The organism is Planotetraspora thailandica (assembly GCF_016863335.1).
Lineage (GTDB): Bacteria > Actinomycetota > Actinomycetes > Streptosporangiales > Streptosporangiaceae > Planotetraspora > Planotetraspora thailandica.
Map to the genome: position 1 here is coordinate 123,324 of NZ_BOOR01000006.1, position 23,457 is coordinate 146,780.

25 protein-coding genes are annotated in these 23,457 nt (G+C 68.6%); 15 read left to right on the forward strand and 10 right to left on the reverse strand.

Annotated features, from left to right (window positions below; all coding sequences use genetic code 11):
• Positions 1–2: 2 nt before the first annotated feature.
• Both Pth03_RS04655 and Pth03_RS04660 read right to left on the reverse strand, forming a co-directional pair.
• Positions 3–1,418 (reverse strand): BTAD domain-containing putative transcriptional regulator, encoded by a 1,416-nt coding sequence (locus Pth03_RS04655; RefSeq protein WP_203942843.1) that lies wholly within the window; start codon positions 1,416–1,418, stop codon positions 3–5.
• Between the two features lie 72 nt (positions 1,419–1,490).
• Complete coding sequence (locus Pth03_RS04660) at positions 1,491–2,084, reverse strand: DUF4291 domain-containing protein (RefSeq protein WP_203942844.1); 594 nt, start codon at positions 2,082–2,084, stop codon at positions 1,491–1,493.
• A gap of 98 nt (positions 2,085–2,182) precedes the next feature.
• On the opposite strand from Pth03_RS04660, the gene Pth03_RS04665 reads away from it, so the two are divergent.
• From Pth03_RS04665 to Pth03_RS04690, 6 genes are all read left to right on the forward strand, one after another.
• The gene (locus Pth03_RS04665; protein WP_203942845.1) at positions 2,183–2,833 is read left to right on the forward strand and encodes a hypothetical protein; all 651 of its coding nucleotides are present in this window, start codon (positions 2,183–2,185) and stop codon (positions 2,831–2,833) included.
• A gap of 117 nt (positions 2,834–2,950) precedes the next feature.
• Positions 2,951–3,331, forward strand: coding sequence for a PepSY domain-containing protein (locus tag Pth03_RS04670; RefSeq protein ID WP_203942846.1), 381 nt, complete (start codon positions 2,951–2,953; stop codon positions 3,329–3,331).
• Positions 3,332–3,424: 93 nt separating this feature from the next.
• Positions 3,425–3,913 (forward strand): MarR family winged helix-turn-helix transcriptional regulator, encoded by a 489-nt coding sequence (locus tag Pth03_RS04675; RefSeq protein ID WP_203942847.1) that lies wholly within the window; start codon positions 3,425–3,427, stop codon positions 3,911–3,913.
• A gap of 75 nt (positions 3,914–3,988) precedes the next feature.
• Entirely contained in the window at positions 3,989–5,428 is a 1,440-nt protein-coding gene (locus Pth03_RS04680; protein ID WP_203942848.1) for a DHA2 family efflux MFS transporter permease subunit, read from the forward strand.
• Positions 5,429–5,517: 89 nt separating this feature from the next.
• Complete coding sequence (locus Pth03_RS04685) at positions 5,518–6,060, forward strand: carboxymuconolactone decarboxylase family protein (RefSeq protein WP_203942849.1); 543 nt, start codon at positions 5,518–5,520, stop codon at positions 6,058–6,060.
• A gap of 59 nt (positions 6,061–6,119) precedes the next feature.
• Positions 6,120–7,256: an acyltransferase family protein gene (locus Pth03_RS04690; RefSeq protein ID WP_203942850.1), complete on the forward strand. Its 1,137-nt coding sequence runs from the start codon at positions 6,120–6,122 to the stop codon at positions 7,254–7,256.
• Here the strand turns inward: Pth03_RS04690 and Pth03_RS04695 are convergent.
• Positions 7,241–8,086, reverse strand: coding sequence for an alpha/beta fold hydrolase (locus Pth03_RS04695; RefSeq protein WP_203942851.1), 846 nt, complete (start codon positions 8,084–8,086; stop codon positions 7,241–7,243). The two genes, Pth03_RS04690 and Pth03_RS04695, sit on opposite strands and share 16 nt — an antisense overlap.
• 517 nt (positions 8,087–8,603) lie before the next feature.
• On the opposite strand from Pth03_RS04695, the gene Pth03_RS04700 reads away from it, so the two are divergent.
• Positions 8,604–9,266, forward strand: a complete 663-nt coding sequence (locus Pth03_RS04700; RefSeq protein WP_203942852.1) for a helix-turn-helix transcriptional regulator — start codon at positions 8,604–8,606, stop codon at positions 9,264–9,266.
• 21 nt (positions 9,267–9,287) lie between these two features.
• A complete protein-coding gene (locus Pth03_RS04705; RefSeq protein WP_239118758.1) occupies positions 9,288–9,752 on the forward strand; it encodes a DUF3291 domain-containing protein in 465 nt (154 codons plus the stop codon).
• A 15-nt stretch (positions 9,753–9,767) separates the two neighbouring features.
• Here the strand turns inward: Pth03_RS04705 and dxr are convergent, their stop codons facing one another.
• Both dxr and Pth03_RS04715 read right to left on the reverse strand, forming a co-directional pair.
• Positions 9,768–10,970: a 1-deoxy-D-xylulose-5-phosphate reductoisomerase gene (gene dxr, locus Pth03_RS04710; RefSeq protein ID WP_203942854.1), complete on the reverse strand. Its 1,203-nt coding sequence runs from the start codon at positions 10,968–10,970 to the stop codon at positions 9,768–9,770.
• A gap of 32 nt (positions 10,971–11,002) precedes the next feature.
• Positions 11,003–11,389 carry a nuclear transport factor 2 family protein gene (locus Pth03_RS04715; RefSeq protein WP_203942855.1) on the reverse strand — a complete coding sequence of 129 codons (387 nt, stop codon included), beginning with the start codon at positions 11,387–11,389 and terminating at the stop codon, positions 11,003–11,005.
• A gap of 110 nt (positions 11,390–11,499) precedes the next feature.
• On the opposite strand from Pth03_RS04715, the gene Pth03_RS04720 reads away from it, so the two are divergent.
• From Pth03_RS04720 to Pth03_RS04730, 3 genes are all read left to right on the forward strand, one after another.
• The gene (locus Pth03_RS04720; protein ID WP_203942856.1) at positions 11,500–12,102 is read left to right on the forward strand and encodes a TetR family transcriptional regulator; all 603 of its coding nucleotides are present in this window, start codon (positions 11,500–11,502) and stop codon (positions 12,100–12,102) included.
• A gap of 106 nt (positions 12,103–12,208) precedes the next feature.
• On the forward strand, positions 12,209–12,601 hold the full coding sequence (locus Pth03_RS04725) for a PPOX class F420-dependent oxidoreductase (RefSeq protein WP_203942857.1): 393 nt from the start codon (positions 12,209–12,211) through the stop codon (positions 12,599–12,601).
• 31 nt (positions 12,602–12,632) lie between these two features.
• Positions 12,633–13,091, forward strand: a complete 459-nt coding sequence (locus tag Pth03_RS04730; protein WP_203942858.1) for a GNAT family N-acetyltransferase — start codon at positions 12,633–12,635, stop codon at positions 13,089–13,091.
• A 127-nt stretch (positions 13,092–13,218) separates the two neighbouring features.
• Here the strand turns inward: Pth03_RS04730 and dnaE are convergent, their stop codons facing one another.
• From dnaE to Pth03_RS04750, 4 genes are all read right to left on the reverse strand, one after another.
• Positions 13,219–16,803, reverse strand: a complete 3,585-nt coding sequence (dnaE, locus tag Pth03_RS04735) for a DNA polymerase III subunit alpha (protein WP_203942859.1) — start codon at positions 16,801–16,803, stop codon at positions 13,219–13,221.
• Positions 16,804–16,922: 119 nt separating this feature from the next.
• Entirely contained in the window at positions 16,923–17,255 is a 333-nt protein-coding gene (locus Pth03_RS04740; protein WP_203942860.1) for a hypothetical protein, read from the reverse strand.
• Between the two features lie 107 nt (positions 17,256–17,362).
• Positions 17,363–17,902, reverse strand: coding sequence for a P-loop nucleotide/nucleoside kinase family protein (locus tag Pth03_RS04745; protein ID WP_203942861.1), 540 nt, complete (start codon positions 17,900–17,902; stop codon positions 17,363–17,365).
• A complete protein-coding gene (locus tag Pth03_RS04750) occupies positions 17,895–18,239 on the reverse strand; it encodes a hypothetical protein (protein ID WP_203942862.1) in 345 nt (114 codons plus the stop codon). Before Pth03_RS04750 ends, Pth03_RS04745 begins: the two co-directional genes overlap by 8 nt.
• Positions 18,240–18,308: 69 nt before the next feature.
• Between Pth03_RS04750 and Pth03_RS04755 the strand changes: the two genes are divergently transcribed.
• Positions 18,309–18,953 (forward strand): ribonuclease FAU-1 family protein, encoded by a 645-nt coding sequence (locus tag Pth03_RS04755; protein ID WP_203942863.1) that lies wholly within the window; start codon positions 18,309–18,311, stop codon positions 18,951–18,953.
• 7 nt (positions 18,954–18,960) lie between these two features.
• On the opposite strand, the gene Pth03_RS04760 is transcribed toward Pth03_RS04755, so the two are convergent.
• Positions 18,961–19,719 carry a phosphotransferase gene (locus tag Pth03_RS04760; RefSeq protein WP_203942864.1) on the reverse strand — a complete coding sequence of 253 codons (759 nt, stop codon included), beginning with the start codon at positions 19,717–19,719 and terminating at the stop codon, positions 18,961–18,963.
• 445 nt (positions 19,720–20,164) lie between these two features.
• On the opposite strand from Pth03_RS04760, the gene Pth03_RS04765 reads away from it, so the two are divergent.
• The 3 genes from Pth03_RS04765 to Pth03_RS04775 all read left to right on the forward strand — a co-directional run bounded on the left by Pth03_RS04765 (position 20,165) and on the right by Pth03_RS04775 (position 23,279).
• Positions 20,165–20,500, forward strand: a complete 336-nt coding sequence (locus tag Pth03_RS04765; protein WP_203942865.1) for a YciI family protein — start codon at positions 20,165–20,167, stop codon at positions 20,498–20,500.
• Positions 20,501–20,504: 4 nt separating this feature from the next.
• Positions 20,505–21,740, forward strand: a complete 1,236-nt coding sequence (locus Pth03_RS04770) for an RNA polymerase sigma factor (protein WP_203942866.1) — start codon at positions 20,505–20,507, stop codon at positions 21,738–21,740.
• A 156-nt stretch (positions 21,741–21,896) separates the two neighbouring features.
• On the forward strand, positions 21,897–23,279 hold the full coding sequence (locus Pth03_RS04775) for a sensor histidine kinase (protein WP_203942867.1): 1,383 nt from the start codon (positions 21,897–21,899) through the stop codon (positions 23,277–23,279).
• The last annotated feature ends 178 nt before the right edge of the window (positions 23,280–23,457 follow it).

Here is a 23,457-nt window from a genome sequence, read left to right on the forward strand (position 1 = left end):
GGTCAGGAGATCACGGTCACGTCGAAGAAGATGCCCTTGAGCTGGGGCATGTACGGGATGCCGTTCCGGTCGACCATCTTCCAGTAGACCTTGCACCGGACCGGCGTGCCTGGCGCCTCGACGGGAACGCGGACGAGCACGGACTGGCCGGGCCGGGTGTCGGGGATGGGGACGCGCCGCGGCGAACGGCACACGTCCGGGCCGTCCCAGGGGAGTTGCCGCTCGAGATAGCGGTCGTGCCACTCGACGGTGCCGGAGTTGGCGAGCCGCCACACCTTGTCGAACTTCGCCCCCTCCTTGACCTCGGTTCCGTCCGGATAGGTCACGTCGGCGTCGAGCCGGGAGTCGTCTCCGGGGATCGGCCGCAGCACGTCGGGCACCACGACCACGGGGGGTTCGTAGATGCGGACCACGGCGGCTCCGGTCACGCCCGCCGCGAGGACGAGCCCGGCCCCCGCCGCGATGAGTGCGCGGCGGCGGCGCCGGTCGCCGTCCGGCCGGTTCTCGGTCGCTGCCTCGTCCCTCGCCTCCGCGGGGCTTTCGGGGGTGCGGTCGCCCTCCGGAGCCGTGCTCACCGGGTTCACCGTCTCGACCTCAGTGGTCGCGTCCCCAGGCGGCGCGTTCACGGGCGCCGGTACGGACGGCGGCTCGTGGAGGCGTTCCTCGGCCAGGATCTCCTGATGCAGGCGGCGCAGGTCCGGGCTCGGGTCGGCACCGAGTTCGTCGGCGAGGGTGGTGCGCAGGCGGTCGTAGGCGGCCAGTGCCTCGGCCGAGCGGCCGCTCAGGCGCAGGGCGCGGATCAGGCGGTGGTGAAGCGGCTCGCGGAGCGGGTTGAGCGCGGCCTGCTCGGCGAGGTCGGCGACGAGCGAAGCGGGAAGCGTGCCTTCGGCGAGGCAGAGGTCGGCGTAGGACTCCGCCGCGGTCAGGCGCAGCTCCTCGGCCCTGGCCGCCTGGAGAAGCACGCAGGAGGTGTGCGGCACGTCGGAGAACGGGTCTCCCCGCCACAGCGCGAGGGCCTCGGCGATGGCGCCGGCGGCCGGGGGCTCGTCGTCGGGCTCGGCTGCCTCGGCCTTCTCCCCATGGCGCACCGCGGTTTCGAACCGGCCGAGGTCGGTGGTCGCCTGGTCGAGGTCGAGGGTGTACCCGCCCGACCGTGTCCGCAGGACGCCGGCGCCGTCCGCGTCGCCGGACACCTCTCGCAACATCGCGCGAAGCCGGGAGGCGCGCACTTGTACGGCGTTCGCCGGGTCGGCCGGCGGGTTGTCCGGCCACAGGGCGTCGGCCAGATGCTCCGTGGACACGAGCTGCCCAGGATGGGCGAGGAGTTCGCCGAGGAATGCCCGGTCCTTGGCTGCGGAGGGGGCCAGCGAACGCCCGTCGTGCACCATTTCGAGGGGGCCGAGCACACGGAATTCCACGCGCCGTAGTCTGACAGACCTTGTCGGGAGTCGATCAACGGGCGGGTGTGGACGGGTGCGGCACGACGCCGGTCAGCCGACGCTATCGGGCGTCGCGCCGATCGTCCGGGCGAGATCCGCTGTCAAGGGATACGGGTGTTCGACGGGGAAGTCACCGGAACGGTCCGCGTGGAGCTCGTGGACGCGGGCGGTGACGTCGGTGATCGCGACGATCCAGTCGTCGACGAAACGCTCGACTGCCTCGCCCGACAGGCCGATCTGGATCGACCGGTGGGGAAGCGGGCGCAGGTGGCGGTCGCGTTCGGGGTCCCACTGGATCCGCACCGGGCTCTCGTGCAGCCTCCGCCTCCACTCCGCGTGGTCCACCTGACGGCCTTCCGCGCGGTCGGGGTGACTCAGGCAGGAATGGGCCAGAGCCCATTCGAAACCCTCGCGGGTGATGTCGATGGCGAGCACGCGGCCCTGGCCGGGCTTCGCGGCCCAGCCGCAGCGGTACATCATCCAGCAGAAGGACGGCTTGATCCAGGTCATGCGCTCCCGTTTGAAGGGCGGGACGAACCGTTGCGCCGCGACCGCCGGGCCGGCGATGGCCGGGCTGTAGGCCTGATAGACGGTGATGGACTCCTCCGTGTAGGCGGCACGGATCTGCCGATTAGGGACATTCATGCCGCCAAGGGTGACGACGTGGCATCGCCTCCTGCAAACGGATTTTCCGTACGGCCGGTGGGCGGGACAATGCGAAGGCCGGAACGAGGAGGCACGCGATGGACACGGATCTCCCCAAGCTGAGCGCCCCCGCGCGGCGTGCGCTGGCCGGGGCCGGACTCAGCAGGCTCGAACAGCTCAGCGAGGTGACAGAGGCGGAGGTCCTCGCCCTGCACGGCATGGGGCCGAACGCCATGGGCGTCCTGCGCGGCGCACTGGAGGAACGCGGGCTGGCCTTCCGCGCCGCCCCCGGCGGACGCCCGGCGCCAGCGAGCGGCGCGCAACACCGCCTCACCGGGCGAATCGGCGTCGCGCTGCCGCCACGTGAGGCGTTCGTCCTGTTCACGCCGCGCGGCGAGGAGTCGTGGGTGGACGGCTGGCGGCCGCGTTTCGCCGTGGACACCGATGACGACAGCGCTCCCGGCACGGTCTTCGAGACCGACGCGCACGGGGAGCTCACCACGTGGGTGGTGCTCGACCGCGAGCGGGGACGGCGGGTGTCCTACGCGCGCGTCACGCCCGGGTCCCGAGCGGGAATCGTGACCGTGCGGCTCGACGACGCGCCGGACGGCCACAGCACCGTCGAGGTCACCTACGAGATGACCGCGCTCGCCCCGGAGGGCGACCGGGTGTTGCGCGAGTTCGCCGCCGGTTATCCCGCCTTCCTGAAGTCGTGGGAAGAGGCGATCGCGGCGCGTCCCCGAGGCTGACGCCCGGGTCCCGCTCGATCCGCACGCGGGACGACGGTGCCCTGATGGCCGTTCAATGGGGACCTCCTTAACGATGCCTGGGTGCGGGCTTGTCACGGTCGGGCGCACCGTGGGGGCATGACGAGAACACGACGCTTCACCGACACGGCGAAGGTGACCATCGCGGCGGCCGGGACGGCCGCCCTCGTCGGCGTGGCGGTTCCGGCCGCGTTCGCCTCCTCCTCACTCGCCCCGACCGCGGGGGGTTCGCCGGCGGACCCCGGGAAGGGGCCGGCGTCCCTGCCCAAGGAAGGCGCCGCCCAGATCACCTACCGAGAGGCCGTCGCGATCGCTAGGAAGCGGGTGCCCGGCGCCCGGGTCACCGAGGCGGAGCTCGAACGGGAGGACGGCCGCCTCCAGTGGGAGGTCGAGCTGGTGAAGGGCCCCTACGAGCACGAGGTCGAGATCTCCCCCTCGACCGGGGAGATCCTCACGTACGAGCGGGAGCGCCGCGACTGATATCCCGGGCCCGCCGCCCGTAAGGCTCGACGGCCTGCGAAAAGCATCCGGCGCGAGATTATCTGTCACGAAACCAATTGTTAGACTCGCCGTATGACCGCCATGGCCCCCGCGCGAACCGAGCCCGACCTGTCGTACCTGCTCGACCACACCAGCCACGTGCTGCGGACCAGGATGTCCGCGGCGCTGGCGGAGATCGGTCTCACGGTCCGGATGCACTGCGTGCTGGTCCACGCCCTCGGGGAGGAGCGCACGCAGATCCAGCTCGCCGAGATCGGCGACATGGACAAGACCACGATGGTGGTGACGGTCGACGCGCTGGAGGAGGCCGGCCTGGCCGAGCGTCGTCCCTCGGCCACGGACCGGCGTGCCCGGATCGTCGCGGTCACCGAGAAGGGCGCTCAGGTCGCCGAGCAGAGCCAGCAGATCGTCGACCGAGTGCACGCGGAGGCCCTGGGCGCGTTGCCGCCCGGCGAGCGGGAGACGTTCCTCGACGCCATGAAGCGCCTGGTGGAAGGGCACCTGGCGACCCCCGTGGAGAACCCGCAGGCGATCAGGCGGGCTCGCCAGCGCACAAAGTAGTTCCGTAAAGGATCGTCTACTACAGATCAATCTGCTACGGTCTCACTTGTCGTCCCTTCCGACAGGAGTTGCCGTATGTCACTCACGCGATCCCGTGGGCTCGCCCTCGCCGTGCTCTGCGCGGGCATGTTGATGATCATCTTGGATGGCTCCATCGTCACCGTGGCGTTGCCCGACATCCAGCGCGACCTCGGGTTCTCCCCGGCCACGCTGACCTGGACGGTCAACGCGTACATGATCGCTTTTGGGGGCCTGCTGCTCCTGGCCGGACGGCTGGGCGACCTGATCGGGCGCAAGCGCATGTTCGTCGCCGGATTGGTCGTCTTCACGGCCGCCTCGCTGCTGTGCGGCACGGCGGGCAGCCCCGAGGCCCTGATCGCGGCCCGGTTCGTCCAGGGCGCCGGGGGAGCGATGGCCTCCTCCGTCAGCCTCGGCATGATCGTCACGTTGTTCCCCGAGCCGCGCGAGCGGGGCAGGGCCATCGGCGCCTTCGCCTTCACCGGCTCGGTCGGCGCCTCCATCGGCCAGGTGCTCGGCGGCGTGCTCACCGACGCCTTCGGCTGGCACTGGGTGTTCTTCGTCAACCTGCCGTTCGGGGTGATCGCCGGGCTGCTGGCCGTGTACGTCCTGGACGGCGACCGCGGGCTCGGGTTCCGCGCCGGCGCCGACGCCCTCGGCGCCCTGCTGGTCACCGCCGGGGTGATGCTCCTCGTCTACGCCGTCGTCCAGGCCGAGCCGTACGGGTGGGTGTCGCGCGGCACGCTGATCCCCCTCGTGCTCGGGGTCGTGCTGCTCGCCGGGTTCGTCGCCCGGGTGGCGACCGCGGCACGCCCGCTGCTGCCGTTGCGCGTGTTCCGGTCGCGCAACGTCTGGGGAGCCAATGTGGTTCAGATGCTGATGGTCGCGGCACTGTTCGGCTTCCAGGTCCTCATCGCGCTCTACATGCAGGAGGTGCTCGCCTACGACGCGACCGCGACCGGTCTGGCGATGCTCCCCGCGGCCGTCTCCATCGGCGTGCTCTCGCTCGGGTTCTCCGCGCGGCTGTCCGCGAGGTTCGGGGAGCGGGCCGTGCTGCTCGCCGGTCTGGTGCTCGTGCTGGCGGGCCGCCTGCTCCTGGTCCGCCTGCCGGTGGACGGCGTGTTCGTCACCGACCTGCTGCCGGCGATGCTGCTAACGGGCGGCTTCGGACTGGCGCTGCCCGCGCTGACCTCGCTCGGCATGTCGGGGGCCAGGCCCGAGGACGCCGGCGTGGCGTCCGGGCTGTTCAACACCACCCAGCAGCTCGGCGCGGCCTTCGGCGTGGCCGTCCTGTCGACCCTGGCGGCCTCTCGTACGGAGGCGCTGACGGCGGCGGGCCATTCCGCGGCCGACGCGCTGACCGGCGGCTTCCGGCTCGCCTTCGTCGTCGGCGCGGCGCTCGTCGCCGTCGCGATCGTGGTGGCCGTCGTGGTGGTGCGGGGGCCCGCCGCCGTGGCCGAACCGCAGACCGCGGAGCCCGTCGACACGACCGCCTGAACCCTCGCGGCCCGAGAGGTTGACCCGGCGATCGTGATCGCTCAGGCTGCCCCTGAAGCACGCTGATCACCACTCGCCGAGGAGTCCTCATGGCGCACATCACTTTGGGCAACGACCTCCCGGGCATCGTCGGGCTGCTCAACTTCCGGCCCCAGACCGGGCGCCCGTTGAGCGAGCTGGCCGAGGTGCTGTTACGCGGGGACAACTCGTTGTCGAGGGGCGAGCGGGAGCTGATCGCGGCCTACGTGTCGGCCGAGAACGACTGCCGGTTCTGCTACTCGTCGCACGCCGCGTCCGCCGAGGCGCAACTTCCGGAGGGCACCGCCCCCGTCGAGGAGATCTGCGCCGACCCGGCCGCCGCGCACATCTCCGGGAAGATGAAGGCGCTGCTCGACATCGCGGGAGCCGTACGGCAGAGCGGCAAGGCGGTGACCGAGCAGCACGTGGCCGCGGCCAGGGCCGCCGGAGCCTCCGATGTGGAGATCCACGACGTGGTCCTGATCGCGGCCGCCTTCTGCATGTACAACCGCTATGTGGACGGCCTGGCCGCGTTCACCCCCGACGACCCGGCCCGCTACAAGGCCATGGCCGCCCTCGTCGTCGAGGCGGGCTACGTGCGGGGTGATGCCTAGACCGGTGATGTCACGGTGTCGATGGTCACAATTAAGGCATATCGCCTAAAGTCTCACGAATGCCGACTCCCTCCCGGCTGGCCTGGCTGGACTTCTTGCGCGGACCTGCCGCTCTGGCCGTCGCGCTGCACCACTCCGCATGGACCTTCATCCCGGCCGCGTGGGCGGTCGTGGATCGAAGAATCGACGTCGGCACGTTCGGCGTGTTCGTGTTCTTCCTGGTCAGCGGGTACATCATCCCCGCCTCTCTGGAGCGGCGCGGCGACCTGCGCGCCTTCTGGATCGGACGGGCCTTCCGCCTTCTCCCTCTCCTGCTGACCGCGTTCGTGCTCGCACTGCTTCTCGCGTACGGCGGAGCCTTCGACCTGCACCCGGGGCTCGGCACACGCCCCCTGCCGCTCGTCGTGCTCGGCAACACGACGATGCTGCAGGAACTGCTCGGCGTGCCCGCCGTTATCAACGTCATGTGGACGTTGTCGTACGAGATGGCCTTCTACCTGATGGCCGTCGGGCTGTTCGCCGTACGGCAGGCGCACCGGTCGGCCACGGCGGCCATCGTGCTCGCCGTGGTGGCCGTGCCGCTCGGTCTCCTCGTCCCGCGCCCCCTCATCGGCGGGCGTGCCGACCTGGTCGCCGCGGTCCTCGGGGTCGCGGTGGTCGCCGTCGTCGTCGTGTCGGCACGGGCGGGCGGGGCCGTGCGCACGGCGGCCGCCGTCACGGGCGGGGTGCTCGGCTTCACGCTGGTCGTCCTGGGCAGCCGCATCGGCGCGTGGCAGGGGCTGACCATCCTGGCCATGATGTTCGCGGGCACCGCCGTCCACCGCGCCGAGCAGGGGACGATCCGCCCGCGCACGGCCGTCGCCGCCGTCGTGACGGTGCTGGCCTGCGGCATGTTCGCCAAGGACGACCCGGGCTGGGCGCCCGCGATGCTGCTCGCCGTCGTGTTCTTCGCCGGCGTTTTCGCGCTGCGGCACAGGACGTTCCCCCGGTGGCCGGCCCGGCTGGGGGTGATCAGCTTCTCCCTCTACCTGCTGCACCCGCTCCTACTGCAGGTCGTGCCCAACCTGCCGGTGTTCTTCCTCGTCCTGGTGCCGCTCGGCTACCTCACCCACCGCCTGATCGAGGCGCCCGCCCAGCGTCTCGGCCGCCGCCTCACCCGGCCTGCCGTACGGGAGACCGTTCAGACGCCTGTCTGAGCGGGGCCGTCGAGGAAGCTCCCGACCGCGTCGGCGAAGGCGTCCGGCGCGGTGACCCAGGGGTAGTGGGCTCCGGGAAGCGTCAGGCTGGTGCCGTACGGGAAGAGCCCGGCCGCCTCGGCCGCCTGCGCGGGCACCGGCTCCGGGTCCAGCTCTCCGGCGATCACCAGTACGGGTCCGGCGACCTTCGTCAGTGCCTTCCGGGTCTCCTCGGCCGGGGGCAGGCCGGCGAGGAAACGTTCGGCGACCTCCGCTGAGCGTCCGGCGAACCGGGTGGCGTGCGCGTCGGCGGTCTCGTTCCACGGGCTGTAGAAGAACGCCTGCGCCTGCAGACGCCTGCTCTCGTCGCCTGCGTCCCACGCCTTGAGGTCCGGCAGCCTGCTGTCGTACCAGTCCTCGCCAGCCCGGAGTTCGATCCGGGCGTACCACTCCGCGTCGCCCAGTTCGAGCCCGACCGGCTGCATGCTCGGTGTCACCAGCACGAGGTGGCCTATCCGGTCGGGATGGCGGGCCGCGTAGAGCAACGCCAACGCTCCGGCGGCCGAATGCCCGAGCAGGTCGATGCGTTCCAGGCCCAGGTGGGCGCGCAGCGCCTCGACGTCGGCCACCATGCGATCGGCCGCGTAGGTGGCGGGGTCGGCCGGCGGCGCGGACTCCCCGGTGCCCCGAGGGTCGAGCAGGACGAGTCGGCGCCGGGTTGCCAGGCCGCCGAGGTCGCCCAGATAGGCCGAGGACCGCCCCGGCCCGCCCGGCAGGCATACCAGCGGCGATCCTTCGCCTTGTTCGTGGTAGGCCAGCACGGTCCCGTCATACGACACGAAACTGAACACACCTCATCCTCGCAGCGATCAATCCCTCCCTTGCGCGTGATCCCCCCCTCTTGCGCGTGATCATGCAGAAGCTCGGTGATTGTGCATCTGACCTGCACACCCTCGGATGGTGATCATGCAGAAGTTCGGCAATTGCAGGTCTGAACTGCGCGTTCACGGTTCGTGATCATGCAGTAGTTCGGGGATCGGCACTCGTGCCTGGGTTTTTGCTGTTCGTGATCATGCACTGTTGTGGTCAGTGCATGATCACCTTGTGCGTTTCCCCGGCTCATACGGCACGCCGCCGAACTTCTGCATGATCACGAAATGTGTTTGCCCAGCTCGCGCGGCATGCGAGCGAACTTCTGCATGATCACGGCGAGGGTTTGTGCAGCTCGTGGGGCATGTCGCCGAACTTCTGCATGATCACGCGCAAGGGGTGGTGACCACGCGCAAGGGGTGGTGACCACGCGCAAGGGGTGGGTGATCGCGCGCGCAAGAGAGGGGGATCGCCTCGGGGGCGCCTAAACTCCGGGCTGTGGGAAGCGACGACCTCGAGTCGATGAGCGTGCTGGCCGATTCCGTACGCAGGAGCCTGTACCGGTTCGTGGCCGACCGAGGGCGTGACGTCGGGCGGGGCGAGGCTGCCGATGCGGTCGGCGTCCAGCGCACGCTCGCCGCCTTCCACCTGGACAAACTGGTCGAAGCCGGGCTGCTTGAGGTCGGCTTCCGCAGGCTCAACGACCGCTCGGGCCCCGGCAGCGGGCGGCCCGCCAAGGTGTACCGCAGGGCCGCGGGTGAGCGCACGGTGAGCCTGCCGCCCCGCGACTACCGCACGCTCGCGCTCGTGCTGGCCGAGGTGGTCGACCTGCTCGACGGGAACGAACAAGCGGAGGCCGTGGCCCGCCGTACCGGTGAGCGACTGGCGGCGGCGAGCGAGCAGACCGGCATCGCCGAACTGCTCGCCGAACGTGGCTACGAACCGTACGAGGAGGACGGCCGGATCAGGCTGCGCAACTGCCCGTTCCAGGTGCCGGCGCAGACGCATCCGCTGCTCGTGTGCTCGATGAATCTCGCCATGTGCCAGGGCCTGCTGCGTGGCCTTGGCGCTGGTCGGACCGCCGTCAGGCTCGATCCGCGGCCGGGCGAGTGTTGTGTCGCGTTCCTTCCCCCGGAAGATGGGTCTTCTAAAAACAATTAAGGCTGACATAGAGTGCGGATCATGCATCTCGCCCAGCTGAACGTGGCCCATCTCGTCGCGCCCATCGACTCCTCCACGCTGGCGGACTTCGTCTCGGCCCTGGAGCCGGTCTACCGCATCGCCGACTCCGCCCCCGGTTTCGTCTGGCGCATGCAGGCCAGCGACGACCCCACCGAGGTGATCACGCACGAGTACGGCGACGACCTGCTGGTCAACCTGTCGGTGTGGGAGTCACGCGAAGCGTTGTGGAACTTCGTCTACCGCAGCCCCCACCTGGAGGTTCTGCGTCGTCGCCGCGAATGGTTCCACCGAACGGCCGAGCCGTACACGTTGATGTGGTGGGTGCGGGAAGGACACCGGCCGTCGCTCGCCGAGTCGATGGACCGTCTGCGGCTGATCCGCGCCGACGGCCCGGGGCCGGACGCGTTCACGTTCAAGGAGTTCTACGAGCCCGATGGCACACCGGCGGTGCCCCTCCCGCTCTGACGTCTCCGCGGGTCGTCAGGAGCCGGTCAGCTCCCGGGCCCGTCGCCGTGCCCACGCCTCGGTGGCGAGCACGCCTTCCAGCGTCATCGCGCCGGCGAGCGGGTCGTGCTCGCTCATCACACGCTCGACCGTGTCGGTGATCTGGAGGAACGGCAGACGCCCGGCGAGGAACGCCGCGACGCACTCCTCATTGGCGGCGTTGAACACCGCGGGCGTCGTCCCCCCGGCCTCGCCGGCCGCGCAGGCGAGGCGCAGCCCCGGGAAGGCGTCGTGGTCGACGGGCAGGAACTCCCAGGTGGACGCCGTGGTCCAGTCGCAGGCGGGAGCCGCGTCCCGAACTCGCTCGGGCCAGCTCATCCCCAGCGCCAGGGCCATGCGGATGTCGGGAGGGGCGACCTGGGCCAGCGTCGAGCCGTCGTGGAACTCGACCATCGAGTGCACCATCACCTGCGGATGGACGACCACCTCGATCCGGTCGAAGGGGATGTCGAAGAGCAGGTGGGCCTCGATGACCTCAAGACCCTTGTTGACCAGGTTCGCGCAGTTGACCGTGATGACCGGCCCCATGTTCCACACCGGGTGGGCCAGCGCCTGCTCCGGTGTTACGCCCGCCATCTCTGCCGTGGTGCGCCCACGGAAGGGCCCGCCGCTGGCGGTGACGACCAGGCGCCGCACTTCCTCGGCCCTGCCGCCCTGCAGGCATTGGAAGATCGCGGAGTGCTCCGAGTCGACCGGGATGATCTGCCCGGGCGCCGCCAGTTTCTTCACCAGCGGGCCGCCCACGATGAGGGACTCCTTGTTGGCGAGGATCAGCCTGCTTCCGGCTTGCAGCGCGGCGAGCGTGGGTGCGAGGCCGACCGACCCGGTGATGCCGTTGAGCACCGCGTCGCACGGCAACGCGGCCAGCTGCCCCGACGCGTCGGGTCCGCAGACGATCTCCGGTACGGAGGACCCGGCCGGGCTTTTGCCCCGCCGTACGGCTTCCGCCTGGAACGCCGCGCGGAAGTCTTCCGCGTCACCCGCGGCGATGCCGACGTGGCCGACCTCGAGGTCGAGCGCCTGGCGGGCGAGGAGGCCGAGGTCGCCCCCGCCCGCCGATATGGCGACGACCCGGAAACGGCCGGGGTTTCGCATGATGACGTCGATCGCCTGGGTGCCGATCGACCCGGTCGACCCGAGAAGAACGATGTCACGGGGCTCGTGGAACGCCGAGGTCATGATCGGATGTTATCCACGTCCCTCGGCGGCGCTCAGGCGAGGGCCGCGAGCATGGCCGGGTTGTCGATGTAGGACTCCAGGCGGATGACCTTGCCTCCGCGCAGCTGCCACACGTGGAACTCGGGCACGTCGAACGGCGTCTGCGTGCCGACGGTGCGTCCCGCGGTGCGCCCGACCTCGACGACGTGGTCGCCCGCGTCGATGAGCCGCTCGGCTGTCACCTGCGAGTCGATGTGCTGCAGCAACGTGGTGAAGAAGGTCACCGCGCCCTCGTGTCCCTTGAAGTTCCCACCCCAGGGCAGGGCGTCGGACTGAAAGATCTCGATCTCCGGATCGAAGAGCTCGGCGATCACGGCGAAGTCGCGCGTCACGAAGGCGTCGTAGACCCGCCTGATGATCTCCACATTGCTTTCGGCCATGGTCGTCCCCCAGATGTCGGTTGGATTTCGCGGTGAACACCGCTGTTCGGAGTCTTCAGGCCGTGTCCGGAGCGCACAAGTATGGTGAGGATTGTCGGAAGGAACTGGCCGTGACGTTCGGAAAACCCGGGCGACCCGCCGAGGATCGCATCGGACGACAGCAGGAGATCTTCCTCGCGGTGGCTCCGCTCATCAGCGCGTACGGCGCACGCGAGATCACCATGGCCAGAGCCGCACGGGCCGCCCGGATGTCGGTCGGCGGCCTGTACCACTACTTCGCGAACAAGCGTGAGCTGCTGCTTTTCGGGCTGTCGCCGGACAACCTGGAGCGACTGTGCACGACGTTCCGGCGGCGCCACGGCCACCTCGCCCAGAGCGACCCGCACGCCTTCCTGTCGGACAGCCTCGACATGCTGACCAGCGCGGCCGGGGCCTTCGTCATGCCGTCGGTGCTCGCCGCCACACACCTCGGCATCGACACCTTCCGCACCACCCTCGACGAGGCCTTGGAGACCGAGATCGTCGGTTTGGCCGGCACCGTCCGGCTCGCCTACCCCGGGCTCACCGACGAGTCCGCGCAGTCCCTCAACCGCGCGTTGCGCCGCCAGTGCGTCAGCGCGCTGCTCGACCCCCGGATCACGCCCGCCGAGCTGCGCGCACAACTCGGCGGCGTGGTCATGGCGTTCACCGCGCAGGCCCCCACCCCGGCGTGATCGTGTAAGACCGGGTTCTGCCAGGTTCGGCGGCTATGCTGCTCAGCGCAAAACGTGCCGAGCGGCCCGCGAGGGCGCGGCACCCCCCACTGGCCGAAAGACCGCCGTGACACTTCCCGATGAACTGCTCCAGCTGCTGCGGCGGCCGAGCCTGTGCTACCTCTCCACATTGATGCCCGACGGATCGCCGCAGCTGACCCAGACCTGGGTGGACACCGACGGCGAACATGTGCTGATCAACAGCGTGCAGAGCCACGTCAAGACCAGGAACATCGAGCGCGACCCGCGTGTGGCCGTCGCGGTCTCCGACCCCGGCGACCCGTCCCGCTACTTCCAGGTGCGCGGCCGCGTGGTGGACGTCACCACCGAAGGCGCGGCCGACCACATCGACGCCCTCGCCCACAAATATCTCGGCAAGCCCTACCCCTGGTACGGCGGTCGCGACCAGGTGCGCGTGATCTTCGTCATCAAGCCCGAGCGGATCATCTCCAACGGCTGAGTTGTCGGTGGCCCGTGCGAGACTCGCCCGCATGAGCGACGACGTGTGGCTGAGGCCGGTCGAAGAGGCCGATCTGGAGCTGTTCTTTGAGCATGAGCACGACCCCGAGACGGTCCGGCGGTCGAGGTTCACGCCTCGGGAGCGGGAGCGCTTCATGACCCATTGGGCCACGAAGGTCCTCGGGGACCCGACCGTGCTGGTGCGGACGGTCGTCGTGGACGGGGAGACGGCCGGCAGTGTCGTGTCCTGGTGGGAGCAGGACCGGCGGTTCATCGGCTACGTCTTCGGCCGGCCCTTCTGGGGACGGGGCATCGGCACCAGGGCGCTTGCGCTGTTCCTCGAGGAGGAGCCGGTCCGGCCGCTCTACGCCGACCCCTTCGCCGGGAACACCGGCTCGGTGCGGCTGCTCGAGAAGTCAGGCTTCCAGCGCACCGGTGAGGTCGAACACGGAGAGAACGTGCACATCATGTTCGTGCTCGGCCAGGCCTAGCCGTACGAGGGTCAGGCGTTCCCGCCGGCAAAGGGCCGGTGAGCGCATGCGCGGGCAGGGGCCGGTTCAGCGACCAGCTGCCGCCCGCCGCCCCGGTCGCCCGCGTCTGCGGGCGACCGGACACCCGTCAGGGGCCGACCAGCGCGTTCGCGCCGAGAAGGACCTTGATGTCACCGGCGAACGCGCCGTTGGTGAGGTTGACCGCATAGTCCGGCAGTTCGACGAGCTGGATCTTGCGGTTCAGGCGTTCCACACGTAGCCGTACGGGGGTCTCGCCCGTGTGCTGCGTCAGGATCCGCTTGAGCTCGCCGACGAGATCCGCCGTCACCCGTTCCTCGCGAAGGGCGATGACGATGGGCTCACGCCCGTCCGCCTGGATGCCGGAGATGTCGAGGAACGAGATGTCCGTGGCGTTGAACGACACCGTGGCGTCTTCGCCGTCGCCGCGGGACCGGATGCGTCCGGTGACGGAGACGACCAGGTCAGGCGCCAGGTTGGTGCCATACAGCTGATACGTGTTGGGGAAGCACGGCACCTCGATGGACGCGTCGTGGTCCTCGATCGTGAGGATCGCCCACACGTCGCCCTTCTTGGTGACCTTCTTGTCGACGCCCGAGATGATGCCGGCGATACGGACGTTGCCGAACCCGGCCTGACCGTCCAGCACAGCGGCGATGGTCAGGTCGCGGTTGCGCTCAAGGATGCGTTCGGCCCCGTTGAGCGGGTGATCGGAGACGTACAGGCCGAGCATCTCCCGCTCGAAGGACAACTTGGTCTTCTTGTCCCATTCCCCTTCGGGGATCGCGACGTGGAAGACGCTGCCGTTTCCGCTGTCGTCGTCGTCGAATGCGCCGAACAACGAGTCCTGGCCCAGAGCCTCTTTGCGCTTCACGTCGATGACGGAGTCGATCGCCTGGTCGTGGATCTGGACCAGGCCCCGGCGCGGGTGGCCGAGCTCGTCGAACGCCCCGGCCTTGATCAACGACTCGATGGTGCGCTTGTTGCAGACGACCTGGGGGACCTTCGTCAGGAAGTCGTTGAAGTCGGTGAAGGCGCCCTTCGTGGAGCGGGCGGTGATGATGCCGTTGATGGCGTTCTCACCGACGTTCTGCACCGCGCCCAGTCCGAACCGCACGTCCTCGCCGACGGCGCTGAACCGCAGTCCGGACTCGTTGACGTCGGGCGGCAGGACCTTCAGCCGCATGCGTCGGCATTCGGCGAGGTACAGCGCCATCCGGTCCTTGTTGGTGCCGACCGACGTGAGCAGGGCGGCCATATATTCGGCCGGGTAGTTCGCCTTCAGGTAGGCCGTCCAGTAGGAGACGAGCCCGTATCCGGCGGTGTGGGACTTGTTGAAGCCGTAGGAGCTGAAGGGCTCGAGGACGTCCCAGACGGCCTTGGCGGCCTGCTCGGTGTACCCCTTGCCGAGCATTCCGGTGGAGAAGGTGGCCCACTGCTTGTCCATCTCCTCCTTCTTCTTCTTGCCCATCGCCCGGCGCAGGATGTCGGCGCCGCCGAGGGTGTAACCGGCCAGCTGCTGGGCGATGGCCATGACCTGCTCTTGGTAGACGACCAGGTGGTAGGTGGTGCCCAGGATCGGCTCGAGCGCCTCCTTGAGATCGGGGTGGATCGGCTTGATCTCCTGCTGCCCGGCTTTGCGGAGCGCGTAGTTGGTGTGCGCGTTCGCGCCCATCGGGCCGGGACGGCCCAGCGCCAGGACCGATGAGATGTCTTCGAACCGGGCCGGGGCGATCAGCTTGGTGAGGTCGCGCATCATCGAGCTGTCCAGCTGGAACACGCCCAGCGTGTCGCCGCGCGCGAGCAGGTCGTAGGTGGCCTTGTCGTCCAGGGACAGCGACAACATGTCGAGGTCGAGGCCTCGGTTGTCCTTGATGTTCTGGACGGCGTCACCGATGACGGTCAGGTTGCGCAGGCCGAGGAAGTCCATCTTCAGCGCGCCCATGTTCTCGCTGCTGGGCCCGTCGAAGCCGGTGATGCGGGCGCCGTCGTCGGGCCGCATGAAGATCGGCATCACGTCGATCAGAGGCTGGGACGACAGGATGACGCCGGCCGCGTGCACGCCGGTGCCCCGGGTGAGGCCCTCCAGGCCGAGCGCGGTGTCGATGACCTGCTTGACGTCCTGGTCTTCCTCGTACAGCTTGCGCAGCTCGGTGGCCTCGGCGTACCGGGGGTGCTTGTCGTCGAAGATGCCGGTGAGCGGGATCTCCTTGCCCATGACGGCGGGCGGGAACGCCTTGGTGATCTTCTCGCCGACGAGGAAGGGATAGCCGAGCACGCGGGCCGAGTCCTTCACGGCCGCCTTCGACTTGATCGTCATGTAGGTGATGATCAGCGAGACGTTGTCCTCGCCGTACCGCTCGGTGACGTAGCGGATCATGTCACCGCGCCTGCGCTCGTCGAAGTCCAGGTCGACGTCGGGCATCGAGATGCGCTCGGGGTTGAGGAACCGCTCGAACAGCAGGGAGTGCTCGATGGGGTCGAGTTCGGTGATGCCGGTGACGTAGGCGACCATCGAGCCGGTGGCCGAGCCTCGGCCCGGGCCGATCCAGATGCCGTTGTCGCGCGCGTACTTACAGATGTCGGCGACGACGAGGAAGTAGCCGGGGAAGCCCATGTTCTCGATGACGCCGAGTTCGTACTCGATCCGCTCCATCACGTCGGCCGGCACGGGGTCGCCGTACCTGCGGACCGCCCCGCGCTCCGCCTCCTTGCGCAGCCAGCTCATCTCGGTCTCCCCTTCGGGGACCGGGAACTTGGCGGCGAGGTCGCGGTGGGCGAAGACCTCGTCGTACGACTGGACGCGCTCAGCGATCAGCAGGGTGTTCTTGCACCCCTCCGCCCACAGGTCGGAGTGGTCGAGCTCCCACATCTCCTCGGCTGAGCGCACGTAGTAGCCGTTGCCGGAGAAGCGGAACCGGCTCGGGTCGCTGATCTGGGAGTTGGTGCCGACGCAGAGCAACGCGTCGTGCGCGGTGGCCTGGTCTTCGGTGACGTAGTGGGAGTCGTTGGTGACCAGCGGCGGGATGCCGAGCGTCTTGCCGATGCGGAGCAGGTCTTCGCGCACGCCCGTCTCGATCGGGATGCCGCCGTGATCCATGATCTCCAGGAAGTAGTTCTCCTTGCCGAAGATCTCCTGGTATTTCGCGGCGTGCTCCAGCGCCTTGTCGTACTGGCCGAGCCGGAGCCGGGTCTGGACGGCGCCGGACGGGCAGCCGGTGGTGGCGACGATGCCCTCGTGGTACTGCTCGAACAGGTCGTCGTCCATCCGGGGGTACTTCTTCATGTGGCCTTCGAGGGAGGCCAGCGAAGAGATCCTGAACAGGTTGCGCAGCCCCTGCGCGTCGACCGCCCACATCGTCTTGTGCAGGTAGGTGCCGCTGGCCGACACGTCACCGCCGAGGCCGGTCCGCTCGTCGGACTTGCGCTGGTGGGGTTCGCCCCAGAACACCGGCTGCTTGTAGAAGCGGGACTCCGGGCTGATGTAGCCCTCGATGCCGATGATCGGCTTCACCCCGGCGGCCTTCATCTTCGACTGGAACTCGTAGGCGCCGAACATGTTGCCGTGGTCGCTCATCGCGATGGCGGGCATCCCCAGCTCAGCCGCCCGCGTGGCCAGCTTGCCGATCTTCGCCGCACCGTCGAGCATCGAGTACTCAGTGTGAACATGCAGGTGAACAAACGAATCAGCCACGGGTGATCTCTGGCCTTTCGTGGTGGGGCGAGGGAAGCTTCACAACTCTATCGACGGACCCGCCCGTCACGTCGCTCTCAACCGAGACGACATCGATGCGGGTTGTTCCGTACGGGCGGTCAAGGCCCGGTGCGCTGGTCCAGCGCCTGGACCCACTTGACGGCGACGGCCGCGACCTGGATGAGTTCGGCGCGTAACCGCTCCGGCTCGCTTTCTGCGAACGCCTCCAGGACCTCTTCGTGCAGGATGTGCCGCCAGGTCACCGCTCCGCTCGCCGCGGCGTCGGCCAGCGCCTGCTTGGCCTCGTCGGCGGCGGCCGTGTAGTGCGGTGCCGTGCCGTCGGGGTGTTCCTGCACACCCCAGATGTCGTCCTGCGCGGCCCGTTCCGCGGCCACGTCCGCCAGCACGCGCGCCAGCGATCCCGGGACGCCGTAGTCGGCGGGGTGGGTCATCGTGCCGCCCTTCTGTCGCTGTGACGAGTCGCCGCTGCTCCGGGCACGACTCACTTCACGCGGCCTGACGCTAGCGCTCGCGTACGACAGTTTTCCGAGGCCGCTTTTCAGGAGGCGAATGCGACGATTTCTTGAAATTTCGGGTCATAACCATGCGTGGTGTCCACCGTCAGCGTTGGTACATCCATAGAAATGGGGACGAAGGAATCCACTGTGTAATCGCCCTCGGCAATTGCCTGGAGGAGGGCGTGATCGGAGTGCGCCGCGCGAAGTGGGCTCTCCCTGAATCGCCGGTCGATTCGCTCATGTGCGGTTGCGGCGGCGGCCACGCAGCGGACGACGCGTATCCGAGCGAGATCGGCCAGCGGCTCCAGATTCGGGCGCCAGAGCCTGTCCTGAAACGCGGCCTCGGCGACGACGGTCACCCCGGCTCTGAGCAGCACGCCCACGACGTCGAAGAAGGCCGTAAGCGTCCGCTTGTCGAGCTCGCCGCCATCGCGAGCGGTGTGCACCATGCCCTGTTTGATCTCGTCACGGCAGATCGCGGGGCACCCCAGCGTTCGCGCGACGCGATGTGCCAGGGTCGTCTTCCCCGACCCGGGGGAGCCGCTCACCACGATCAGCGCCGGCGACGATCCCTCAGACATGCGGCGCGTGTTCTTCCTCGTGATCCCAGACGGCGCCGTACACCTGCCCGAACGTGTACGGAGGCTCCAGGCCGGCCAGGACGGCTGCGCGGCAGTCCTCGTGCGCGCAGGTGATGGCGACGGGAGTCACCGGATAGGTCTCGATGAAGTCCCACCGGGCGACCTCCTCGGGGAAGTCGTCCGCGGAGGCGCGTTCACGCTCCTGCTCCACGATCGAGGGAGCGGCCGCCTCCACCGCGAGCCGAATTCGCTCCTCGACCGCTTTGCCTGAATGTGCGGAATACGCGGCGAGCGCGGCTTCGACGGCTGCCGGCGGAAGATCGGGTTGACTGGGCATGACTTCATCTTCCGGCCTTCCGCCGGAAGATGAAGTCATGAATCTCGATCTTTCGTCGAGGGGCTGCACATGGGACCGGTCAGGGCACGGTTCGACGTGGGGGAGACGGTGGTACGCCGAGACGTCTTCCGCGAGAAGACCTGGACGGCGTCGCCTCAGCGCGTGCTGCTGGACGACGGCGAAAGGCTGGCACTGGCGTGCTGGCCAGGAGCCGTGAGCCTGGCGCCCACGGATTGGATCTTGTGGCTGCGGACCGGAGACCCGGTGGTCAGGAAACAGACGATTCACAACCTCGCATCGGGGCGATGGCGGCTCGGCAGGTGGATCTGGCGCGACACCATCTGGGTCAGCAGCCAGAGGACCGGCGACTACTACGGTGTCGGCCAGTTCTACGACCCGCAGCACCGGTTGCAGCGGTGGTACGTGAACTTCCAGCGGCCTTATCGGCGCACCGCTCTGGGGATCGACACGTTCGACCTCTTGCTCGACCTCGTGGTGGAGCCGGACCTGTCCGCTTATCGATGGAAGGACGAGGACGAATACACGCATGGCCGACGCCTGGGCGTCATCAGCGACGCGGAGCATCAGGCGGTCGAGAGAGCCCGCGAACAGGTGATTGCGCTGATCGATGAGCGGACTGGACCGTTCGAGGACACCTGGCAAGTCGACCTCGGGTGGCCTCTGCCGGTTTTGCCTTCGGCCCAGCCGACCTGATTCGCCTTCAGGCGGCCAGCAACTCAAGGACACGCTCGGCCTGTCGTTCAAGGGTGCCGGGAGGATTGCGCGGGTTGTCGGCATCGTCGCCGGCGAGGACGCGAAGCCACGTGAGTGCGAGCAGTCGGCGTGCGGCGCCGAGACGGCCCCGCTCGGATGGGCCGAGATCGAAGTGGTCGAGGAAGGCGCGATGATCGAAGTCGCTGTCCACCCAGGTGGAGACGTGCTCGGTCACCTCTGCCAGCTCGAAGGCCCGATCGCTGCGGCCGGAGTCTTCGAAGTCGACCATTCGCACGCGGGAGCCGTCCCAAAGGAAATTGGCCAGATTACTGTCACCACGGCCGAACACCGGTTGGCCGAGCGGCGCCCGGAAGCCGCCCGCCTCTTTCTCCAGCCATCGCCTGCCTTCCGACATGGCGTGCCGTACGACGGGTGGAGCGGGTTCGGGCGCCCAAGCACCGACCAGTTCGACGAGTTCGACCGCGTGACCCCGCCGAAGCGGCAATGTGGTGAGCACTGAAGGAGGAACGGCGGTGTGCAGGGTGGTGAGGGCGTTCGCCAGTGCGGTGATCTGGTCCTGGGGCACCCGCGTCCCGCGAAGCTGGCTGCCGCCGAGCCGGGACATCACCACTGTCGGCTGATCGCCGTATAGCTCGGCCTGGAGCGGCTCCGGGGCGAGCCCGGGGGCATGGCGGGAGAGGAGGGTCAACGCCCGCCATTCGCAGTACGGCTCGTCGCGTGATCGGGAGCGAAACCGCTTGATCACCTTGTCTGGATATATCTCGACTACGTGTCTGTGCCTCTGGTCCACCATGGGCTCTTCCCCCCGCCTTCCCCGTGATCATGCAGAACTTCGCGGAAACCGCCACTGCCTGGGCCTTCCCCTGTCGTGATCATGCAGAAGTTCGACCACGCATGACCCCACCTGCGGTTCCGCGTTCCGTGATCATGCACGACGCCGATCGTGCATGATCACGAAATGTATCCGCGCAGGTCAACACGGCAATCCACGAACTTCTGCATGATCACGATGAGAGAAATCCCTGCTCAGGCCCTCGATTATCGAACTTCTGCATGATCACGCGCAGGAACCAAGGGACCAAGGGACCAAGGAACCAAGGGACCAAGGGGCCAAGGAAGTTGGGAGGGTGGTGTCCGGAAGTGGGTGGGCCGTTCGTCATCGTGGTGAGGTCACAGACAAAGGAGTGACGATGAAGTACATGATGTTCGTCTGCACCGACGCCGAGCCCGACACCGACCCCTCGCCTGACCCTGACATCTACGCGTGGGTGGAGGACAACGACGCCGCCGGCCGTCGCCTGCAGGGCAGCGTGCTGGCGCCGACGTCGGCGGCCACGACGGTACGGGTCCGCAACGGGCAGCTGCTGGTCTCGGACGGCCCGTTCGCGGAGACCAAGGAGGTGATCGTGGGCTTCGACCTGCTGGAGTGCGCGGATCTCGACGAGGCGATCGAGGTGGCCCGCACCCACCCGATGGCGCGGAGAGGGCGGATGGAGCTGCGCCCGCTGGCCGAACTGGACGGGTGACGACGTGAACGACGGGCTCGCGGACGCCGTGGCGTCCGCGAGCGCGGACTCGTATACGAGGATCGTCGCCACGCTGATCCGCGTCACCGGCGACTGGACGCTGGCGGAAGACTGCGCGCAGGAGGCGCTGGCCCTCGCCCTGCAGAGATGGGGGGAGGAGGGCGTGCCGGGCAACCCGGGCGGCTGGCTGATGACGGTGGCGCGCAACCGCGCGATCGACGTGCTGCGCCGGGCCTCGGTCGAACGCCGGAAGCTGGCCGAACTGGCCGCGCTCGCCGATCCGGCCATGCCGGAGCGACAGGCACAGGAGGAGCTCGTGGACGACCGGTTGCGGCTCATCTTCGCCTGCTGCCACCCGGCGCTCGCCCTGGAGTCGCGGGTGGCGCTCACTTTGCGGACGATCTGCGGGGTGCCCACCGCCGACATCGCGCGCGCCTTCTTGGTCAGCGAGTCGGCCATGACACGCCGCCTGACCCGGGCCAAATCGAAGATCGCCGATGCTCGCATCCCCTATCGGGTGCCGACCGGCCCGGCGCTCGGCGAGCGGCTTCCCGGCGTGCTCTCCGTGCTGTATCTGCTGTTCACCCACGGCTACAACGCCGACGGCCCGCCCGCGTTCGCCGATGAGGCGATCCGCCTGGCGCGGCTCCTGCGGCGGCTCATGCCGGACCAGGGCGAGATCTCGGGGCTGCTGGCGTTGTTCCTGTTCCAGCATTCCCGGCGCAAGGCCCGCCGGGACCGGCACGGCAACCTGCTTCCCATGGACAGGCAGGACCGGCGCCGCTGGGATCACGCCGCGATCGACGAGGGTCTGCGCGTCCTCGCCGAGGCGCCGCAGGACGATCCGTACGCCCTGCAGGCCAGGATCGCCGCCTGCCACGCCACCGCCGCCTCGGCCGACGCCGTCGACTGGACGGCCATCGCCGCCTGCTACGACCGGCTGGCCGAGGTCCAGCCGTCGCCGGTGATCGAGCTGAACCGCGCTGTGGCGCACGGCTACGCGTACGGCCCGGCGGCCGGGTTGACTCTGCTCGCCCGGGCCCGCGTCGGCGGCGCGTTGGACGGCTATCCGCTCGCCATTGCCGCCGAGGCCGACCTGACAGAACGCAATGGCGATCCCGGCCGGGCGGCGGCCCTGTTCCGTCAGGCCGCCGCGGTCGCCCACTCCGAACCCGAACGCCGGGCGCTGCTCGACCGCGCCAAGGAGGCTGCGGCCGGGAGTGAGTCACGGGGAAATTGATTTCTGCGTGATTTAAGAAACCCGTGGGAATTGGTCTTTGTTAAAGAGCCGGGAATACTCAGGGTTCACATTTCGTCTGAGGTAAAGAGTCTGGTCAAATCACCCCCCGACCACGAAACCATGGCCCACGTCTGGCGGGGAAGGGGGGTCCGGGAAGTGAGCATCCGCCAATACACGGAAAAAGCCCGGTTCATGCTCTTCCTCGGCGTTGTCGTGGCACTGCTGAGCGTCCTGTTATCGGGCATTGTCATCTTCATCGTTCATCGGCTGACGACGGACTCGCTCACGGACTCGGTCACCGCGACGGCGACCGAGGTCGCCTCGCTCGTTCCCCGCGGAGAGGTGCAAGATCCCATCGGTGAACGCGGGGTCCCGTACGTCCAGGTCCTGAACTCCGAGCGCAAGGTGGTCGCCTCCACCGCGAACCTGCACGGTCGGCCGCCCATCGCGAATTTCCTGCCCGCCAACACCGAGAGTGAGAAGGCCGAGATCGTCTGTAGCAAGGCGATCCCCTCGAAGGACTGCGTTCTGGTCGTCGCCGTCGAGGCGGGACAAGACGGCAGGATGTGGACCATCTACGGCGCCGTGCCGACGGTGCCCTTCTACGTCGACCCGTTCCTCGCGCTGTTGCTGATCTCAGGAACAGTGATCATCGTCGGGGTCATCGTCTTCGCCAGCTATCGCATCATCGTCGGATACATGGAGCCCGTACGGCTCGTCCGGACCGAGCTCGGCCATCTGCACCCCACACGGCTGAGCGACCGGGTGATGGTGCCGCCGCGCAGCCACCGGGAGGCGCATGATCTGGCGACGACCGTGAACAAGACCCTCGATCAGCTCCAGGCGATGATGGAGCGCGAACGGCAGTTCACCTTCGACATCTCCCACGACCTGCGCAACCCGATCACCGGGATGCGTACGGAGATCGAAGAGGCCCTCCTGGCCCCGGACGAGGTGGACGTGCCCACGCTGGGCAAGACCTTGCTCTCCGGCCTGGACCGGCTGCAGGCGATCGTGTCCGACCTGCTGATGCTCGCCAAGCTTGACGCGGGCGCGCCGACCCCCTGCCGGCGGGTCGACCTGGCCGAAGTCGCACGGGCGGAATGCGGCCGTCGCCACTGCGACAAGGAGCTCGTCTGCGACCTGGCTCCGGATGCGGTCGTGGAAGGCGACGGCGTACGGCTCGCGCGGCTGGTCAACAATCTGGTCGCCAATGCCATTCGGCACGCCACCTCCACCGTCACCCTGCGCGTGTACCGCGAAGGCGGTGAAACCAAATCAGATCTTGGTACGGCGGTGCTCGAGGTAGCCGACGACGGCGACGGGATAGCACCGGCCGACCGTGAGGCGGTGTTCCAGCGTTTCGTGCGGCTGGAGGCCGGGCGCAGGAAGGATTCCGGCGGCACCGGGCTCGGCCTGCCCATCGCCAGGCAGGTCGCCGAGAGCCATGGCGGCACGCTCACGATCGAGGACAGCGACCGGGGCGCCCGCTTCGTCCTGCGCATCCCTCTGGCATCGGCGAGCGCGGCAACCCCGTAAGTCTCGTCACCCCCCCGGCGCTCCATGTGTGCCTGAAAGGTAGTTGTGTGATCGTGACGTCGGGGCCCATCACGTCAACTCCTTGATCGGTTACGGTCATGACCCGAGTAATCAACTGGGGCCAATCTGGACTGTCCGATCCCACGGTCGCGAAAGCGGATCTTCGTGGTGCGTTCGG

Coding starts and splice junctions, on each gene's coding strand:
- dxr (WP_203942854.1), bottom strand. CDS start 10,970: ATGACCTCGGCGTTCCACGAGCCCCGTGACATCGTTCTTCTCGGGTCG.
- Pth03_RS04750 (WP_203942862.1), bottom strand. CDS start 18,239: ATGCCCAGTCAACCCGATCTTCCGCCGGCAGCCGTCGAAGCCGCGCTC.
- Pth03_RS04705 (WP_239118758.1), top strand. CDS start 9,288: ATGCATCTCGCCCAGCTGAACGTGGCCCATCTCGTCGCGCCCATCGAC.
- Pth03_RS04730 (WP_203942858.1), top strand. CDS start 12,633: ATGAGCGACGACGTGTGGCTGAGGCCGGTCGAAGAGGCCGATCTGGAG.
- Pth03_RS04675 (WP_203942847.1), top strand. CDS start 3,425: ATGACCGCCATGGCCCCCGCGCGAACCGAGCCCGACCTGTCGTACCTG.
- Pth03_RS04680 (WP_203942848.1), top strand. CDS start 3,989: ATGTCACTCACGCGATCCCGTGGGCTCGCCCTCGCCGTGCTCTGCGCG.
- Pth03_RS04685 (WP_203942849.1), top strand. CDS start 5,518: ATGGCGCACATCACTTTGGGCAACGACCTCCCGGGCATCGTCGGGCTG.
- Pth03_RS04660 (WP_203942844.1), bottom strand. CDS start 2,084: ATGAATGTCCCTAATCGGCAGATCCGTGCCGCCTACACGGAGGAGTCC.
- Pth03_RS04755 (WP_203942863.1), top strand. CDS start 18,309: ATGGGACCGGTCAGGGCACGGTTCGACGTGGGGGAGACGGTGGTACGC.
- Pth03_RS04740 (WP_203942860.1), bottom strand. CDS start 17,255: ATGACCCACCCCGCCGACTACGGCGTCCCGGGATCGCTGGCGCGCGTG.
- Pth03_RS04690 (WP_203942850.1), top strand. CDS start 6,120: ATGCCGACTCCCTCCCGGCTGGCCTGGCTGGACTTCTTGCGCGGACCT.
- Pth03_RS04715 (WP_203942855.1), bottom strand. CDS start 11,389: ATGGCCGAAAGCAATGTGGAGATCATCAGGCGGGTCTACGACGCCTTC.
- Pth03_RS04665 (WP_203942845.1), top strand. CDS start 2,183: ATGGACACGGATCTCCCCAAGCTGAGCGCCCCCGCGCGGCGTGCGCTG.
- Pth03_RS04745 (WP_203942861.1), bottom strand. CDS start 17,902: ATGTCTGAGGGATCGTCGCCGGCGCTGATCGTGGTGAGCGGCTCCCCC.
- Pth03_RS04765 (WP_203942865.1), top strand. CDS start 20,165: ATGAAGTACATGATGTTCGTCTGCACCGACGCCGAGCCCGACACCGAC.
- Pth03_RS04670 (WP_203942846.1), top strand. CDS start 2,951: ATGACGAGAACACGACGCTTCACCGACACGGCGAAGGTGACCATCGCG.